This window comes from Halorubrum sp. Boch-26, assembly GCF_029889805.1.
Taxonomy (GTDB): Archaea; Halobacteriota; Halobacteria; order Halobacteriales; family Haloferacaceae; genus Halorubrum.
This window is the reverse complement of record NZ_JARANT010000014.1, coordinates 1-16,890: the sequence shown is the minus strand read 5'-3', so window position 1 is coordinate 16,890 and position 16,890 is coordinate 1. Positions and strand designations below refer to the sequence as shown.

13 protein-coding genes are annotated in these 16,890 nt (G+C 69.0%); 3 read left to right on the top strand and 10 right to left on the bottom strand.

The window, feature by feature from the left end; all coding sequences use genetic code 11:
* Window position 1: 1 nt before the first annotated feature.
* The gene (locus tag OQF71_RS03580) at window positions 2–1,423 is read right to left on the bottom strand and encodes an ABC transporter substrate-binding protein (RefSeq protein ID WP_280585852.1); all 1,422 of its coding nucleotides are present in this window, start codon (window positions 1,421–1,423) and stop codon (window positions 2–4) included.
* 226 nt (window positions 1,424–1,649) lie between these two features.
* The gene (locus tag OQF71_RS03575) at window positions 1,650–2,735 is read right to left on the bottom strand and encodes a glycerophosphodiester phosphodiesterase (RefSeq protein WP_280585850.1); all 1,086 of its coding nucleotides are present in this window, start codon (window positions 2,733–2,735) and stop codon (window positions 1,650–1,652) included.
* A 381-nt stretch (window positions 2,736–3,116) separates the two neighbouring features.
* Here OQF71_RS03575 and OQF71_RS03570 point away from each other — a divergent pair, with 381 nt between their 5' ends.
* Entirely contained in the window at window positions 3,117–6,188 is a 3,072-nt protein-coding gene (locus OQF71_RS03570; RefSeq protein WP_280585849.1) for an FAD-binding and (Fe-S)-binding domain-containing protein, read from the top strand.
* 60 nt (window positions 6,189–6,248) lie between these two features.
* Here the strand turns inward: OQF71_RS03570 and OQF71_RS03565 are convergent, their stop codons facing one another.
* The 3 genes from OQF71_RS03565 to OQF71_RS03555 all read right to left on the bottom strand — a co-directional run bounded on the left by OQF71_RS03565 (window position 6,249) and on the right by OQF71_RS03555 (window position 8,081).
* Window positions 6,249–6,458, bottom strand: a complete 210-nt coding sequence (locus tag OQF71_RS03565; RefSeq protein ID WP_280585848.1) for a hypothetical protein — start codon at window positions 6,456–6,458, stop codon at window positions 6,249–6,251.
* A gap of 21 nt (window positions 6,459–6,479) precedes the next feature.
* Window positions 6,480–7,520: a DUF5787 family protein gene (locus OQF71_RS03560; RefSeq protein WP_280585846.1), complete on the bottom strand. Its 1,041-nt coding sequence runs from the start codon at window positions 7,518–7,520 to the stop codon at window positions 6,480–6,482.
* A 114-nt stretch (window positions 7,521–7,634) separates the two neighbouring features.
* The gene (locus OQF71_RS03555; protein WP_280585845.1) at window positions 7,635–8,081 is read right to left on the bottom strand and encodes a bis(5'-nucleosyl)-tetraphosphatase; all 447 of its coding nucleotides are present in this window, start codon (window positions 8,079–8,081) and stop codon (window positions 7,635–7,637) included.
* A gap of 161 nt (window positions 8,082–8,242) precedes the next feature.
* Between OQF71_RS03555 and OQF71_RS03550 the strand changes: the two genes are divergently transcribed.
* Window positions 8,243–8,575: an uS10/mL48 family ribosomal protein gene (locus OQF71_RS03550; RefSeq protein WP_280585844.1), complete on the top strand. Its 333-nt coding sequence runs from the start codon at window positions 8,243–8,245 to the stop codon at window positions 8,573–8,575.
* Between the two features lie 103 nt (window positions 8,576–8,678).
* A complete protein-coding gene (locus OQF71_RS03545; protein WP_280585843.1) occupies window positions 8,679–9,959 on the top strand; it encodes an amidohydrolase in 1,281 nt (426 codons plus the stop codon).
* A gap of 49 nt (window positions 9,960–10,008) precedes the next feature.
* Here OQF71_RS03545 and OQF71_RS03540 read toward each other — a convergent pair whose 3' ends face one another.
* From OQF71_RS03540 to OQF71_RS03520, 5 genes are all read right to left on the bottom strand, one after another.
* Window positions 10,009–11,379, bottom strand: a complete 1,371-nt coding sequence (locus OQF71_RS03540) for a geranylgeranyl reductase family protein (protein WP_280585841.1) — start codon at window positions 11,377–11,379, stop codon at window positions 10,009–10,011.
* A 274-nt stretch (window positions 11,380–11,653) separates the two neighbouring features.
* The gene (locus tag OQF71_RS03535; protein WP_280585838.1) at window positions 11,654–12,754 is read right to left on the bottom strand and encodes an ABC transporter permease; all 1,101 of its coding nucleotides are present in this window, start codon (window positions 12,752–12,754) and stop codon (window positions 11,654–11,656) included.
* On the bottom strand, window positions 12,747–13,994 hold the full coding sequence (locus OQF71_RS03530) for an ABC transporter permease (RefSeq protein WP_280585836.1): 1,248 nt from the start codon (window positions 13,992–13,994) through the stop codon (window positions 12,747–12,749). Before OQF71_RS03530 ends, OQF71_RS03535 begins: the two co-directional genes overlap by 8 nt.
* A complete protein-coding gene (locus OQF71_RS03525) occupies window positions 13,991–15,619 on the bottom strand; it encodes an ABC transporter ATP-binding protein (RefSeq protein ID WP_280585835.1) in 1,629 nt (542 codons plus the stop codon). Before OQF71_RS03525 ends, OQF71_RS03530 begins: the two co-directional genes overlap by 4 nt.
* A gap of 151 nt (window positions 15,620–15,770) precedes the next feature.
* Window positions 15,771–16,890: BMP family protein (locus OQF71_RS03520; protein ID WP_280585834.1), on the bottom strand; the 1,120-nt coding region annotated here is incomplete at its 5' end.

Here is a 16,890-nt window from a genome sequence, read left to right as displayed (position 1 = left end):
GTCAGTTCCCTTTGCTTTCGATGTAGCTCTGCAGGGCGTCGTCGGCCTCCGACTTCATTTCGGCGAGCTTCTCGTCGACGGTGACGTCGGAGTTGATCATGCCGACGTACCCGTCTTGGATGATCGTCCGGACCTCCGACGCCGGCCCGGCCTGCCACCCCTGCGTCGCGACCGTCGTCTCCGTCTCCCGCAGCTGGTCGAAGGCGGTCTGGAAGTTCGGGTTCTCGTCGAACCAACCGTCCTCCTCGAGATACTCGACCGCGCTGTCGCTGACCGGGAAGTAGCCGGTGTTCTGGTGCCAGAACGCCTGTTGTTCCGCCTCAGCCAGCCACAGCAGGAAGTCGGTGAGTCCCTGCTTCTTCCGATCGGACAGACCGCGGGTCATCCACAGCGACGCGCCGCCGATGACGACCCCCGTCCGAGTGTCGCCCGCCGTCGGGTAGTACGCCGTGCCGAGCTCGAAACCGTTCTCCTCGGCGCCCTCGGTGGCCGAGGCGACGCCGGCCGTAGAGGAGATCCACATGGCCGTCTGTCCGTTGAGAAACGCCTGCTGTGCGGCGCCCCAGTTGCCGACGCCGGCGTGGTTGTACAGCCCGTCCGCGTGCATGTCGGCCCACCACGTGAAGATCCGGTCGGCCGTGTCGGTGTCCAAGTTGATCTCGGTCGGGTCGGTCTCGCGACCGTTCGCCTCGTTGACGAGCGGGACGTTCGCCTCCGCGAACCATTGCTCGGGGAACCACGAGACGTTAGCGAAGGTGATCCCCTGTTCCGCGATCCCCTGGTCGACGATGGCCTCGCTCGCCCGCCGGATCTCCGCCAGCGTCTCGGGCGGCGACTCGGGATCTAACCCGGCCGCCTCGAACATGTCCTTGTTGTAGTAGAAGATCGGATTCGAGGAGTTGAACGGCATCGAGTACACCGTGTCGTCGAACGAGTAGTAATCGATGACCGGGTCCTGGAAGTCCGACCAGTCGATCCGGTCGCTCGGAAGCGCCTCCTCCATCGGTTCGAACGCCCCGCTGTCGATGGCGAGTCGGCTGCCGAGGTCGACGATCTGTGCCAGTTCCGGCGCTTCGCCGGCCCCGATAGCCGACGTGACCGCGTTGAGCGTCTCGTCGTAGCTCCCCTTGTAGCTCGTCTCGACCGTCACGCCGGAGGATTGCTCGTTGAAGTCGGCCGCGAGCCGGTCGACCGTTTCGCCGAGGTTCCCGCCCATGGCGTGCCACCAGTTGATCGTCGTCTCGCCGCCGTTCCCCGAGTCGGAGCCGTCGGCCGAACTCGCCGAACCGCTCGACGCCTCGGCGCCGTCCGAATTACTGGATGTCGCTCCGAGACAACCGGCGGATACGAGGCCGACCACGGCCGCTCCGGTCGTTTGCAGGAATCGACGCCGCCTCTCGTCTGAGTCGTTCGGGTTGACCACACCGATGAGACGGAGATTTCCGGACATAAACTCTTATAATATTTGAAATGATTGCTATGAGCCAGTGGGAGGACGTCCGTTTCGGCCCATTCAACTCCGTACCGGTATGGAGCGGTACGACGACACCGAAACGTATTGTGAGATATATAGCTCGGGAGTCGCGCGGCTCGGTCTCGCGGTGATCCGCTCCGGCCACAGCCGTCTCGGTCCGGCTTTCGCTCCGGCGTCAGGATCGGCTCCCCGCGGTCGAGGCGCCGGTCGCTCGCGAAAGCAGATTCGAGTAGTCAGCCGCGATACCGTCGACACCGGCCTCGGCGAGCCGCTCCGCCTGGTACCACGTGTCCACCGTCCACACGTTCACGTCGCGCCCTTCAGCGTGAGCCAGCGCCACTAGGTCGACGCCGGCGGTCAGTGCCGGGTCGTGGAACGGTGTCCGGTCGATCAGCTGCATCGGCGCGTGGACCGCGGCGGCGTCGTGTTCCCGAGCGATAGCGAGCCCGTCGCCGATCGACTCCCACAGGATCGGGGCGACCGCGTACGAGGACACCTCGCGTATCGCTGCCAGCGCCCCCTCGCAGAACGACGAACAGAGGAACTCGTTGTCGTGATCGACGAGCACGTCAACGACGCGCTCGACGAACGGCAGCCAGACCGCCGTGCGGTCGGCGAGCTCCGCCTCTGAGAGCTTCTCGGCGAATCGGAGGTCCGCTCGTCCCGGATTTTTCAGTTCGACGTTCACGCCGACGTCACCGGGCACGGCGTCGAGGAACCTCGACAGGCGCGGGACCGTTTCGCCGCTGTCGAGGACCTCCGCGCTCGTGACGGTCGCCGTGTCGGTCTCCCAGACGACCCCCTCCGTGTCGGTGAGTCCGCGTCTCCCCCCGTCGCGGCCGGACAGGGCGTCGTCGTGAAACACGACGATGTCGCCGTCGGCCGTCGGAACGACATCGAGCTCGATGATGTCTGCCCCCCGGCCAGCCGGTGTATCGTCTCCAGCCGATCCGCCCACGCTCGTGGCCGCCTCGGCGGCTGCGACCGTATTTTCCGGGTTCTCACCGGCGAACCCACGATGCGCGATGAGCGTGAGCTCGCCAGGCGGGCGGGCGTCGATCGCCCCGTCCGCGCCGTCTCGTGTCCGGGTGGCGACGGCGTCGCGTCTCGCGTCGGCGTCCGCCGACCGCGTCCCGCCGTCCGCGTAGGCGGCACCCAACACCCCCGTGGCCGCGACACCGGCGGTGGATCTCAGTAGCGTCCGCCGTCGTGCGGCCGATCGGTCCGTGCTCGCGAACCGCTCGTCGTCGGGTCCGGTCATGCACTCGCTTTCGACGAGTCCGGAATAGTCGCTGGTATGTGGGATCCGGAACGGTCTATACCCGACGATACGCCTCGGTAGCGGTCAGCCCCTCGCCTTCGCTACCAGCGGTCGTCGTCGGACGGCCGCCGTGTGCTGTCCAAGCGTCGATCGTGGTCCAGTCGGCCGCATCAGCATTCGTCGCCACCGGACTCCCGGCTTTCGACCCACCGGACTCCCGGCTTTCGACCCACCGGACTCCCGGCTTTCGACCCACCCGACACCCGGCTTTCGACCCACCGGACTCCCGGCTTTCGACCCGCCCGGCCCCCGGTCGCCTCGAATTCCCGGTCGCTCGGCGGGGTCAGGGGATTTTTCATAGTTCGACCGTGAGAGATCCACATGGCGACCAACAGATCGGACCCGGACCCGCGGGACGGGGGCGACTTCGATTACACCGGGGGTGACGTCGAGCGGCCGGCGCTCGTGGACGCGCTCGACCGCCGGGTCGAGGGAGAGGTGCGGTTCGACGACTACTCGAAGCGGCTCTACGCGACCGACGCCTCGGCGTACGAGGCCACGCCAATCGGGGTCGTGATGCCGGAGTCGACCGCTGACGTGGCGGCGGTCCAGGAGTACTGCTTCGCGGAGGAAATTCCCGTGCTTCCTCGGGGCGGCGGCACCTCCCTCGCCGGACAGACGGTCAACGAGGCCGTCGTCCTCGATCTCTCGGACTCGATGGACTCGGTCCTCTCGACCGACCCGGACGCGAGGACCGCTCGCGTGCAGGCCGGCGCGTACGTCGGCGACCTCAACGCGGCGGTCGAGTCCGACGGACTGAAATTCGCGCCCGATCCGGCGTGGCGCGACAAGTCCGCGGTCGGCGGCGCGATCGGCAACAACTCCACCGGCTCGCACTCGCTGAAGTACGGGAAGACGGACCACTACGTCGAGCAGGCGGAGGTCGTGCTCGCGGACGGGACGGTGACCACGTTCGGCGAGGTCGCCGTCGATGACCTCCGCGAGTCGGCCGACCCCGACGCCGACGGACTCCTCCCGCGGATCCACGCCGAGGTCGTCCGGATCCTCGACGACGCGGCCGACGAGATCGACGAGCGCTTCCCGGAGATGAAGCGGAACGTCTCCGGCTACAACCTCGACCGGCTGCTCGCCGAGCACCGCGGCGAGTACGGCGAGGCCGGCGTCGTCAACCTCGCCCGGCTCATGGCCGGCAGCGAGGGGACCCTCGCGACGGTGACGGAGGCGACCGTCTCGCTGGTCGCGATCCCCGACACGAAGGCGGTCGCGCTGTTAACGTACGACGACCTCCTCGACGCGATGGAGGACGTGGCGCCGATCCTCGACCACGACCCCGCCGCCGTCGAGGTGATGGACGATGTCCTGCTGGGGCTCGCCGCCGACACCCCCGAGTTCGCCGACGTCGTCGGGATGCTGCCCGACGGGACCGACTCCGTGCTCCTCGTCGAGTTCTACGCCGACAGCGACGCGGAGGGGAAACGGAAGGTCGCGGACCTCGTCGCCGACCGGGTCGGCGCGACCGACGACCGTCCCCGCCCCGAGACGGAGGCGGACCCGAGCGAGGGCGCGGCCGACGTGACGAGCCAGCCGCGCCGCGCGGTCCACGCGATGGAGGCGCACGACCCCGAGAAGCGCGATCGGTTCTGGAAGATGCGGAAGGCCGGGCTCCCGATCCTCCTCTCGCGGACCACCGACGAGAAGCACATCTCCTTCATCGAGGACTGCGCGATCCCGCCGGAACACCTCCCGGAGTACACCCGCGAGTTCCAGGACATTCTGGAGGACAACGACACGTTCGCGACGTTCTACGCGCACGCCGGCCCCGGCGTGCTCCACATCCGGCCGCTGATCAACACGAAGGAGGTCGACGACGTCGAGGCGATGGTCGACATCGCCGACCGCGTCACCGACGCCGTGGTCCGGCTCGGCGGGTCGGTCTCCGGCGAGCACGGGGACGGGCGCGCGCGGACCCAGTGGAACCGGAAGCTGTACGGCGACGAGCTCTGGGAGTCGTTCCGCGAGCTCAAGACCGCCTTCGACCCCGACTGGCTGCTCAACCCCGGGAACGTCTGCGGCGACCACGACATGAGCGAGCACCTCCGGTTCGACGCGGAGTACGAGTACGACGCCGGCTTCGACCCCGCGATGGAGTGGGCCGTCGACAACGGGATGCAGGGGATGGTCGAGCTCTGTCACGGCTGCGGCGGCTGCCGGGGGCCACAGGAGACGACCGGCGGCGTGATGTGCCCGACCTACCGCGCATCCGAGGAGGAGATCCAGGCGACCCGCGGCCGCGCGAACATGCTCAGGGGCGCCATCTCGGGCGATCTACCCGACGATCCGACCGACGACGAGTTCGTCACGGAGGTGATGGACCTGTGCGTCGGCTGTAAGGGCTGTAAGGTGGACTGCCCGAGCGGCGTCGACATGGCGAAGCTGAAGGCCGAGGTCGAACACGCCCACCACGAGGAACACGGGATCGACCTCCGGACCCGGTTGCTCGGGAACTTCGAGTCGCTCGCGCCGCTCGGCTCGAAGCTCGCGCCGCTCTCGAACCTCCCGGGGAAGATCCCCGGCGCCGGGTTCGTCATGGAGAAGGCCCTGGGAATCGCGAAGGAGCGCGACCTGCCGACCTTCCGCTCGGAGACGCTGACGGACTGGTTCGAGGCCCGCGGCGGCGCCGGCGTCCCGCGCGCCGAGGCCGACCGCGAGGTCCTCCTGTTCCCCGACGTGTACACAACCTACACGAACCCCGGCGCCGGGAAGGCCGCGGTCCGGGTGTTGGAGGCCGCGAACTGTCACGTCCGGATTCCCGACGTGGACGGGAGCGGGCGCCCGCCGCACTCGAAGGGGATGCTCGACGAGTCGCGCGCGGCTGCGGCAGACGCCGTGGAGACGCTCGCGCCCGACGCCGCGGACGGCTGGGACGTGGTCGTCGTGGAGCCGACCGACGCCGTGATGCTCCAGACCGATTATCACGACCTTCTCGACGGCGACGCCAGCGACGTGCCCGACGCCGACGTGGCGACCGTCTCGGGGAACACCTACGGCGTCATGGAGTACGTCGACGCCCACCGGCTCGACGAGGAGATCGCGCTCGACGCCCCCACCGAGTCGCTCACGTACCACGGCCACTGCCACCAGAAGGCGACGAAGAAGGACCACCACGCGGTCGGCGTGCTCCGCCGCGCGGGCTACGGCGTCGATCCCTTGGACTCCTCCTGTTGCGGGATGGCGGGCTCGTTCGGCTACGAGGCCGAGCACTACTCGATGAGCAAGGCGATCGGCCGGACCCTCTTCGATCAGGTCGCTGCGAGCGACGGCGACGAGGTCGTCGCCCCCGGCGCCTCGTGCCGGACGCAGCTGAAGGAGCGCGACGGCGCCGCGCCGGAGCCGCCGCATCCGGTCGAGAAGCTCGCGGCCGCGCTGACGTAAGCGCAGGCGCTATCGAGGACCCGACGGCGAGTCACCGGTCCGCTGACCCCGGCGCGCTCCTCACTCGGGACCTCGGTCCGCGTTCGCGGCGAGGACCGCGAGGAGGTACGAGAAGGCCGGATACGTCACGGCGACCAGGGCGAGGAACACCGGGTCGATCCCGCCGGGATCGTCGAGGAAGACGCCGGTGTACCGAACGACGGCGACGGTGAGAACCACGAGGGCCGTCCGCGCCGCGTACTCGAACGGGGAGGGGTTCGGGAGCTTCACGCGCGTCCTTGCGGGCCGCGGTCACTCAAACGCATCGGCCGTCTCGTGCTCTCGCTCTCGCCGCCGGGCCAACACCCGCTTGAACCCCTTCCCGGGACCCCCCTCGATCGGCCATCCCTTCGTCCGCCACTGGGGCGGTTCGGGCGAGAAATCCGGGCAGGAGCCCGAACACTCCCGCGCGGTCGGAACCTTCTCCTTCGCCGCGCAGCGCGGAACGAGCGACCGCCCCTCGCGGCGGAGCTCGAAGTGCCGGCAGTCCGGGCGCATCGTCTCGTGGTACGAGCGCCACCCCTTCCCGTAGGCGCGCTCGGCGATTTCGAGCCGGAGGGTCTCGGTCTCGGGATCGCGCGAACCGGTGCGCTCTGACGGGTCGTCGCCGCCTTCAGGTTCGTCCGTCGCGCCGGCCCCGCCCGAGAGGTCGCTCGGGTGCCACGCCACGTCGGCCGCGTCGGGGTGGACGCCCTCGGAGAAGTCGGTCGCGAGGATTCCGGCCTCGATCGGCATCTCGCGGAGCAGCGCGGGCTCGACGCGCTCCCCGGTCGTCTCGGTCGCGAGCCACGCCTCGTCGGCGAGGGCGGTGTCGACGTCGTGGGTCAGCTGCTCGGCGAGCCGGTCGGCCGCGGAGCGGTCCAAGTCCGGCTTGTTCTCGACCGCGACGATCCGCTCGACCCAGTCGGGGTACGGTCGCTTTCGGCGGAGCTGGATCCGGTTGTTCCGCCGGCGCTTCTCTATCAGGTCCCGGCCCGCGGCGCGGTGGACCGCCTGCCGGACGTAGCGCCACGGGTAGCCGGGGTGCGGGAGCGCGTCGCGGTACCACGACCACTCCGCCGGCGCGTGGCGGACGACGTGGAGGAGGTCGGAGTCGATGGCCCGCTCGCCGAAGGCGCGCCGAACCGCGAACGCGGCGGGGTCGACTTCGATCACGACCGTGTCCCAGCGGCGCTCCTTCGTGCCGAGCTGGCGGGCGACGACCGCGGGGCGCGGGCCGTCGCTCGGGTGCCACGCCAGCTCGGCGTACCGACAGACCAAGAGCTCGTAGCCGAACTCGGCGTCCGGAGTCACGGCTTCGGTAGTACGGGATCGTTTAAAAACGAACCGCCCGCGTGATCGCTCGGGCCTCGGTACGGGGTCGACAGCCTCGGTACGGGGTCGACAGCCTCGGTGCGGCGGAACCGCTTAGACGTAGTCGCCGGTCTCCTCGTCTTTCCGCTCGTCGAGGTACTCGTGAGCGTCTTCGAGGATGTCCCGGGGCCCGTTCTGGGTGATCGTGTTGAGCGCCTGGTCGTAGTCGCGCCACTGCAGGTCGCGGTGTTCGTTCGAGATCTCGGCGCTCGCTTCGAACGAGCGCGCGATGAACAGGTGAACCGTCTTGTGGATGGTCTCGCCGTTCGCCTCGAACACGTAGTCGTACTCCTTGCGGAAGCCGTCGATCAGCCGGAAATCCTCGATTCCGGCCTCCTCCGACACCTCCCTGATCGCCGTCTGCTGGAGCTCCTCGTCCCCCTCGACCCCACCTTTGGGGAACTCCCAGTCCCCCGGTCGGCTCTTCAGGAGGAGGTACTCCCGTTCGCCGCGGGTGTCGCGGAAGAGGATGGCTCCGGCACTGGTCGCTTCGACCGTCATTAGCGTCAGGTAAGCGAGCACCCTTAAAGAGCGTGTCGGACTTCCGAACGTCGCGGCAGCCGTCGGCGTCGCCGATCGGGGCGAATCGCCGCCGATCGGGCGGAGTCGCGGGTAGATGCGTTTTTACTCCTCGGGCGACCATGCACGGACGACCCCCAGCTATGACCTTCGTCACGAAACTCTCCTTCGCCTCCGGCGACCGCGACGTGCTCGCCGAAACCGTCAAAGAGCTCAAGTCGACGCTCGAACGGAAGGGCGCGGAGTGTAAGGGCCCGCACGCCACGCCCGCCGAGACCGCCCGCGTCCCGCTTTATAAACAGCTCCGCGCCGGCGACGAGTTCTCGCCGTGGAGTTACTCCGTCTACAAGCGCTCGATGGAGATCCACGGCGCCGACGACATCGCTCGCGAGGTCGTCGGCCGCGACTTCCCCGACTCGATCCACGTCGAGGTCGAGGTCGACCAGAAGAAGCCGCTCGGACACCGGCGAGACTGAGCGGAACGGCCGATTTCGACCGGTCTGATTCTGGTCACGGACCACGCACCGCCGACCTCCCAGTCACGCGATCTTTTAAGCCCGTGCGAGGTCACCGAGGCCTATGAGCACGCTCGAACGCGACGCGTACCGACAGCTCCGCCGCGACCTCCACCGCCACCCCGAGCCCGCGTGGCGCGAGTTCTACACCACCGCGCGAATCGTCGACGAGCTCCGGGAACGCGAGCTGAGCGAGCTGTACGTCGGCCGCGACGCCCTCGCGACCGACGACCGGATGAACGTCCCGGCCGACGAGGAGCTGGTCGAGTGGGAGCGACGTGCCCGCGACGCGGGCGCGGACCCGGAAATCGTCGACGAGCTCTCCGGCGGCTACACCGGCTGCGTCGCCGTGGTCGAGCGCGGCGACGGCCCGGTGATCGGGCTCCGCGTCGACATCGACGCGCTGCCGATCCGCGAGTCCGAGGACGGCGACCACGTCCCCGTCGCCGAGGGGTTCCGGTCGGAGCACGAGGGGTTCATGCACGCCTGCGGCCACGACGCCCACGCGACGATGGGTCTCGGCACCCTCGACGCGGTGCTCGACTCCGATTTCGCGGGCACCCTGAAGGTGTTCTTCCAGCCGGGCGAAGAGCAGGTGGCGGGCGGGAAGCCGATGGCGGAGTCGGGGCACCTCGACGACGTCGACTACCTCTACGCCGTCCACGTCGGCTTAGATCACCCCTCCGGCGAGGTCGTCTGCGGCGTCGAGGGGTTCCTCGCGGTCCGGCACTTCCTCGCGGAGTTCACGGGCGCGCCGGCCCACGCCGGCGCGCGGCCCGAGCAGGGGCGCAACGCCGTCCAGGCGATGGCGGGCGCGGTCCAGAACCTCTACGCGATCCCCCGCCACGCCGACGGCCCGACCCGGGTGAACGCGGGGCTCGTCGGCGGCGGCACGGCGACGAACATCATCCCCGAAGAGTCGTACATCGAGGGGGAGCTCCGGGGCGCGACGACGGAGCTGGCCGCGTACATGTCCGAGCACGCCGACCGCGTCCTTGAGTCCGCCGCCGCGATGCACGACTGCGAGGTCGACGTGGCGACGAAAGGCGAGGCGCCCAGCGCGACCAGCGACGACGCCCTCGCCGGGATCGTCGGCGACATCGCCGGCGAGACCGCGGGCGTCACCGATATCGTCGACAGCGACGAGTTAGGTGGCTCCGAGGACGCCACCTATCTGATGCAGGCGGTCCAGGACCGCGGCGGCCTCGCCTGCTACGTCGGCGTCGGCACCGACCACCCGGGCGGTCATCACACGAGCACCTTCGACGTGGTCGAGGGCGACATCGCGGTCGGGATCGACGTGCTGAGCGGGGCGATCCGGCGAGTAGCCGAGACACGGCCCTGACGCGGATGAGCGATCGAACCGGGCACCACGGGAGAACGGGAAAACAGACTCAGTACTTCGCGTCCGCGCCGGTCGTCTCGTAGATCCGGTCCATAATCTCGTCGCGCTCGCCGGTCCAGTTCGCCATCGCGACCGGACTGGTCGGGTACGACTCGTAGTGGGCCAGCAGCTCGTCCGCGAGCGACTTCGTCTGGTAGAAGTTCCGGATCGTCCCCCAGTAGCCGAAGCTCTTGATCGCGGCCTTCAGCTTCAGCCCGAACGACATCGACGTCGACCCCTCGTACAGCGCCTCCGCGAGCTTCTCGCCCGGGAGCGCGGCGAGCAGCCCCATCAGGTCGTCCACGTCGACCGCGGTCGAGAGCACGTTGTACACGTCGAGCCCGGCGTAGCGCCCGCCGAAGTGGTCCATCACGCGGGTGTTGTACCGCCAGAGGTTCTCCTCGCTGACGTCGCCGTCGGAGACCGCCTTCACGGCCTGTTCGCCGGCGTACTTGCCCGCGTACGCCGCGCCGGCGATACCGCCGCCGGTCGTGGGATTCACGTGGCCCGCCGCGTCGCCGACCGCCATGTATCCCGGCGCGACCGCCGAGTCGTACGGGCGGCGAGTCGGGAGCGCGGCGCCGAGCTTGTCCGTGACCTCCGCGCCCTCGAACTCGGGGCGGTTCCGGAGGTCGCGTTTCAGCGCCTCGACGAGCTGCATCGGCTCCTCGTTCATCTGGAAGCCGAGCCCGACGTTGATCTCCGTGCTCGTCCGCGGGAAGTACCAGAGGTAGCCGGCGGCGCGGTCGGTGGCCTTGAACACGAGGGCGTCGTCCCACTCGACCGGCTCGGGGACCTCGACGATCTCGCGGTACGCCGAGCAGAACTGCGAGTAGCGGACGTTGGTGTCGAACGTCGTCCCCTCGAAGTCCGCCTTGTCCTGCAGCAGCGACAGCGACCCGGCGCCGTCGATGACGAGGTCGCTCTCGTACGTGACCGGCTCTCCCTTCCGCTTCGCGCGGAGCCCAGTGACCCGCCCGTCGACGGTCTGGACCACGTCGTTGATCACGGTGTCGTAGTGGAAGTCGACTCCGGCGTCCTCGGCGCCCGCGATGATCCGGCGACCGTACTCCCAACGGTCGATGACGGCGAGTTCGCCCGGGACGGGGATCTCGAGGACCGTGTCCTCTTGCGGGATCTCGAACCGGCCGTGGTCGACGCCGGTGTTCGTGAACGCCGGTTCGAGCCGCTCCTTCGGGATGGCCTCCGGGAAGGCGTCGGCGCCCTTCAGCGCGTCGCCGCAGGCGATGTGGCCCGCCTCCGTCTCGTCTTTTCGCTCGACGATGACGACGTCGAGGCCCTCGTTCGCGATCGTCGCGGCGGCGTAACAGCCGGCGGTCCCGGCGCCGGCCACGACGACGTCGTACTCGTCGATGGTCATGTCACGTGGGTCGTTCCCCCGGTGGCAAAACTCTTTGTTCCCGATTCGGTCGCCTCCGGACCGACACGAGCGGCGGCGGTCGCCGGATCGCGGCCCTACGGGCGACGCCGTCGCGGTCGCGTGCGACGAGGGGATCGGTGCGATCGAACCGGCATCGTGGGACGACCGGTCGACCGAGTCGGTCGAGTCGGTCGGGGTCGAGTCCGCCGGGCTGTCGGTCCGCCCCGTCTCCGAGGCGGCGGGACGCGCCCCCCGACCGACCACCGGTTTCGGCTCAGTCTTCGGTCTCGTAGTTCTCCCCGGCCGCTTCCGGAAGCCGCGTCCGGCCGACCAGCGCGAGGACGAGGATGACCACGACGAACGGCGTGATCCGGATGAGCTGGCGGGGGATCCCGATCCCCTGTAGCTGGAGCACGGTCTGAACCGCGTCCAGTCCCGCGAACAGCATCGTCGAGAGGAACGCCCCGACCGGGTTGTAGTTGCCGAACAGGTACGCCACGATGGCGATGAACCCCTTCCCGTTGACCATCGTCGGACCGTTACCGGTGAACTGACCCAGATCGAGCGACAGCGCCGCACCGCCCATCCCCGCGAGCACGCCCGAGATCAGCACCGCCGCGTACCGAACGTGGGTGACGCTCACGCCGGCGGTGTCGAGGGCCTTCGGGTTCTCGCCGCTGGCGCGGATCCACCGGCCGAACGCCGTCCGCTCGAAGACGTACCACGACCCGAAGACGGCGGCGAACAGCAGATACACCGACGGCGACGCCGAGAAGAGCGCGCCGAAGAACGGGAGGTCGGCGAGCACCGGCACCGTGATCGTCCCCGTCGTCGCGACGGTCGGGGTGTTCGGGCTCGAGTAGATCACCTGCGAGGCGAACGGCGCGAGCCCGAGGGCGATGAGCCAGACCGCGAGCCCGGCGATGATCTGGTCCGCGCGGAACCCGATCGTCACGACGGCGAACAGCGCCGCGAGCAGCGTGCTCGCGACCACTCCGCCGGCGAAGCCGATCCAGACGCCACCGGTGACGTCGGCGACGTAGATGGCGCTGAACGCCGAGATGATCAGGAGCCCCTCCAGCCCGATGTTGATCACGCCAGACTTCTCCGCGAAGATCCCGCCGAGGGCGGCGAAGGCGATCGGCACGGACAGCCGCAGCGCCGCCGCGAGCGTGTTCCGGCTCGTGAGCGCGTCCGCGAGCGTCCCGGCGAGCGAGTCCGGGAACAGCAGGCCGGCGAGAAGCAGCGTGACGACGACGGCGACCGTCACGCCGGCGACGAGCGCGCGAGTCGTGTACCGCTCGAAGAATCCATCTCCCTCGGCGTTCCGGGCGGCGCTATCGGCGTCGGCTCGGTCCGCGGGCGCGTCACTCATCGGTCTCACCTCTCCCGTCGCCCGCGGTGCCGCCGTCGGTCGCGACCGCCTCCGGTCTCGATCCCGTTCCCGGCAGTCCGCGGGCCAGTAGCCGGAAGAACTCCGGCATCGCCACGAACAGGATGATGAGTCCGCGGAGGACGCCCACGAGCTGCGGCGGGACGTCGGTCGCGAACTGGACGACCGTGGTCCCGCTCTTCAGCACGCCGAACAGCAGCGCGGCGACACCGACGCCCAGCGGGTTGTTGCCGGCGAGGATCGAGACGGTGATCCCGTCGAAGCCGTAGGCGGGGATCCCCGTCTGGAACGTCCCGAGCACCATCATCACGTACATCGCGCCGGCGATGCCGCCGAGCGCGCCGGAGAGCGTCAGGCTCGCGACGACGGTGCGTTTGGCGTCGACGCCCCCGTACTCGGCCGCCTCGGGTTGGACGCCGCTCGTGCGGACGTCGTACCCGAACGCCGTGTGTTCGAGGGCGTAGTACAGCGCGGCGACGGCGAGGAGCCCGAAGCCGAGCGCGACGATCGAGAAGTCCTGACGGCCGCCGAACAGCAGGGCCGGGAACTGCGCGAACTCGGGGAGCGGCACGGTCTGGTTCGCGGCGCTTTCGGGGTCCTTGAAGATCCCGCTGACCAGATACAGCGCGACCCCGGTGGCGATGAAGTTGAGCATGATCGTCGTTATCACTTCGTTGGCGTCGGCGTACGCCTTCAGTAGGCCCGGAACCGCGCCGTAAAGTCCGCCGAACACCGCACCGACGAGGAGCCCGAACGGGATCAACACGACGGTGCCGACGACCCCCGACACGAGCGACGACGCCCAGAGGACGCCGAGGGCGGTCGCCAGCGCGCCGACGACCATCTGCCCCTGCGTCCCGATGTTGAAGATCCCGGCGCGGAACGCCAGCGCGACGGAGAGCCCGGTGAACAGCAGCAGCGTCGTCTCTCGCAGGGTGACCGCGAACTGCCCGTTCGGCGACCAGCCGCCGCTGAGCGGGTCGCCGAGCGCCCCGAGGAAGAGGCGGTCGAAGACGACGACGGGGTCGTAACAGAACCCGGTGCCGAAGTAGTACACCGCCTCGCCGGCGGTACACGTCGTCATCCGACCGGCAACGAGCACCAGCACCGCGCCGATGAGGATCGAGAGGACGAGCGCCGCGGTGCTGATCAGGATCCGCTCGGTCGCGGACGCGTCGACGAGTCGGGAGAGCGCGCTTCGCGCGCGGTCGGTGACGCTCACGCTCGCTCACCGTCCGCGGCGTCCGTGAGGTCCGTCGGTGTCTCTCGTTCCGTCCCGTCCGCGTCCCCGCCGCCCGTCGCCTCAGGTTCGCCCCCGTCTCCGTCGTCCTCTCCCGGCCGCTCCCCGGCCATCAGGAGCCCGAGTTCCTCTTCGGTCGTCTCGTCCGGGTCGACCACGTCGATGAACTCTCCCTCGTAGACGACGGCCAGCCGGTCCGAGAGCCCCTGTACCTCCTCCAGCTTCGAGGAGACGAGGAGGATCGCCACGCCCTGCTTTCGGAGCTCTAAGAGCCGCTCGTGAATGAACTCGATCGACCCGACGTCGACGCCCCGCGTCGGGTGCGAGGCGACGACCAGTTCCGGGTCGCGCTCGAACTCTCTGCCGACGATGAACTTCTGCTGGTTGCCGCCGGAGAGCGACTCCGCGTCGGCGTCGGCGTCCGGCGGCCGAACGTCGTACTCGTCGATGATCGCCTCGGCGTGCCCTCGCGTCTTCGACCAGTCGATCCGACCGTTGGAGGCGAGTTCGGGACCGTGTTGACTGCCTAACAGCCCGTTCTCGACCAGTCCGAACTCCATCACCAGTCCGCGTTCCTGGCGGTCCTCGGGGACGTACGCCATCCCGTCATCTATCCGCTGTCGCCGCGAGGCGGTCGTGACGTCCTCGCCGCGGAACCGGATCTCGCCCGCGTCGGGGGTCTGGAGACCGGTCACCGCCTCGACGAGTTCGGACTGGCCGTTGCCGTCCACGCCGGCGATCCCGAACACCTCGCCGCCCCGGACATCGAAGGAGACGCCGTCGACCGCCCGAACCCCGCGGTCGTCTTCGACGACGACGTCCGAGACCGATGCGACGACCTCGCCCGTCTCCGCGGTCCCGTGGTCGACGTCCAAGAGGACCTCGCGGCCGACCATCAGCTCCGCGAGCTCCTCTTGAGTGGTCGCGTCCGCGTCGACGGCTCCGACCTTCCGTCCGTCTCGGAGGACGGAAATCTCGTCGGCCGCGCGCATCGCCTCGCCGAGCTTGTGGGTGATGAAGATGATCGTCTTCCCCTGGGCGGTGAGCTCGTCGAGCACCTCGAACAGCTCGTCGACCTCTTGGGGAGTCAGCACGGCGGTCGGTTCGTCGAGGATCAGCGTGTCTGCGCCGCGGTACAGCGCCTTCAGGATCTCGACGCGCTGTTGCTCGCCGACGGAGACGTCCTCGATCCGCGCGTCGGGATCGACGTCGAACCCGTAGCGGTCGGCGAGGTCGACGACGGCCTCGCGCGATCCCGCCCGGTCGACGGCGATCCCGCCCCACTTCCGCGGCTCGTTGCCGAGCGTGATGTTCTCGGTGACGGTCATCGGGTCCACGAGCATGAAGTGCTGGTGGATCATCCCGATCCCGGCGTCGATCGCGTCCCGCGGCGAGCCGAACGCGCGCGGCTCGCCGTCGAGCCGAACCTCCCCCGACGTCGGTTCGTAGAGGCCGTAGAGAACGTTCATCAGCGTCGTCTTGCCGGCACCGTTCTCGCCGAGGAGGGCGTGAACGGTGCCGCGTTCGACTTCGAGATCGACGTCGTCGTTCGCCACGACCCCGGGAAACCGCTTCGTGATCCCGTCGAGGTGGACGGCTGAGGCCATTGGTCTAGTACCCTCTGTTTTGAGAGCGGCTGAATATGTTTGGATATGGTTCGGCCCGAGCAGCGCGACGAACGCCCGACCCCCCGACCGAAGCGCGGGACGGTCGGTTCGCGGAGCACCCGTCGGTGGCGTCGGTCCGTGAGACGCTACGCTAGACTTCCGAGGGGACGGAGATGTCCCCGGCGATGATGTCCTCGCGCGCGGTCGAGACCTCGTCTCTGACGTCGTCGGGAATCTCGGAGCCGAGCTGGTCGCCGTAGACGAGCGCGACGCCCTCGTTGTCGAGGCCGAGCGCGACGACCGATCCGCCGGGGAACTCCCCGTCGACGGTCGCGTCGATCGCGTTGTAGACGGCCGTGTCGACTCGCTTGACCATGCTCCCGAGGATGACGTCGGCGTAGTCGGGCCGCGTGATCGACTGGTCGCGGTCGACGCCGATCGCGAACCCCTCCTGCTCCTGCGCGGCCTGGAAGACGCCGGTCCCGGTGTTACCCGCGGCGTGGTAGACGATGTCGGCGCCGTCGTTGTACATCGCGGTCGCCGCCTCGCGGCCCGCCGCGGGGTCGTTGAAGCTACCGGTGTAGTTGACGCTGACGTCGACGTCGTCGCTCCCGGCGGCGACGCCCGCCTCGAAGCCGGCTTGGAACTTCTGGATCAGGTCGGACTCGACGCCGCCGACGAAGCCGACGCTCGTGGAGTCGCCCGCGGTCGATCCCGCGCCCGCCGAGAAGTCTCGTGTGGTGAGCAGGCTCGACATCAGGCCCGCGAGGTACGATCCCTCGTGTTCTTGGAACGTGTAGCTCGCGACGTTGTCCGCGTCCACGACCGAGTCGACGATCATGAAGTCCTGGTCGGGGTACGACTCGGCCGTATCCGAGAGCGAGTCCGCCTGAAGGAAGCCGATACACGACACCAAGTCGTAGTCCGGGTCGCTCGACTCCGCGAACTGCTGCTGGAACGTGCTGAACTGCGACACCTCGTCGGGCTGGGCCTCCCGGAACGAGATGTCCAGCTCCTCTTCCGCCCGTATCGCTCCCTGCTGAGCCTGGTCGTTGAACGACCCGTCGCCGAGACCGCCGGTCGCGTAGACCATCCCGATGTTCGCCGCCGGGCCGCTCTCACCGTCAGACCCGTCCGAACCGTCCGAACCGTCAGACCCGTCCGAACCATCAGATCCGTCCGAACCGTCCGAACCGTCAGACCCGTCCGCAGACTCTAAAACACATCTCCGAGACCGCGAGACTACGGCGGGGGAAGGGAGCCGGCTTAGG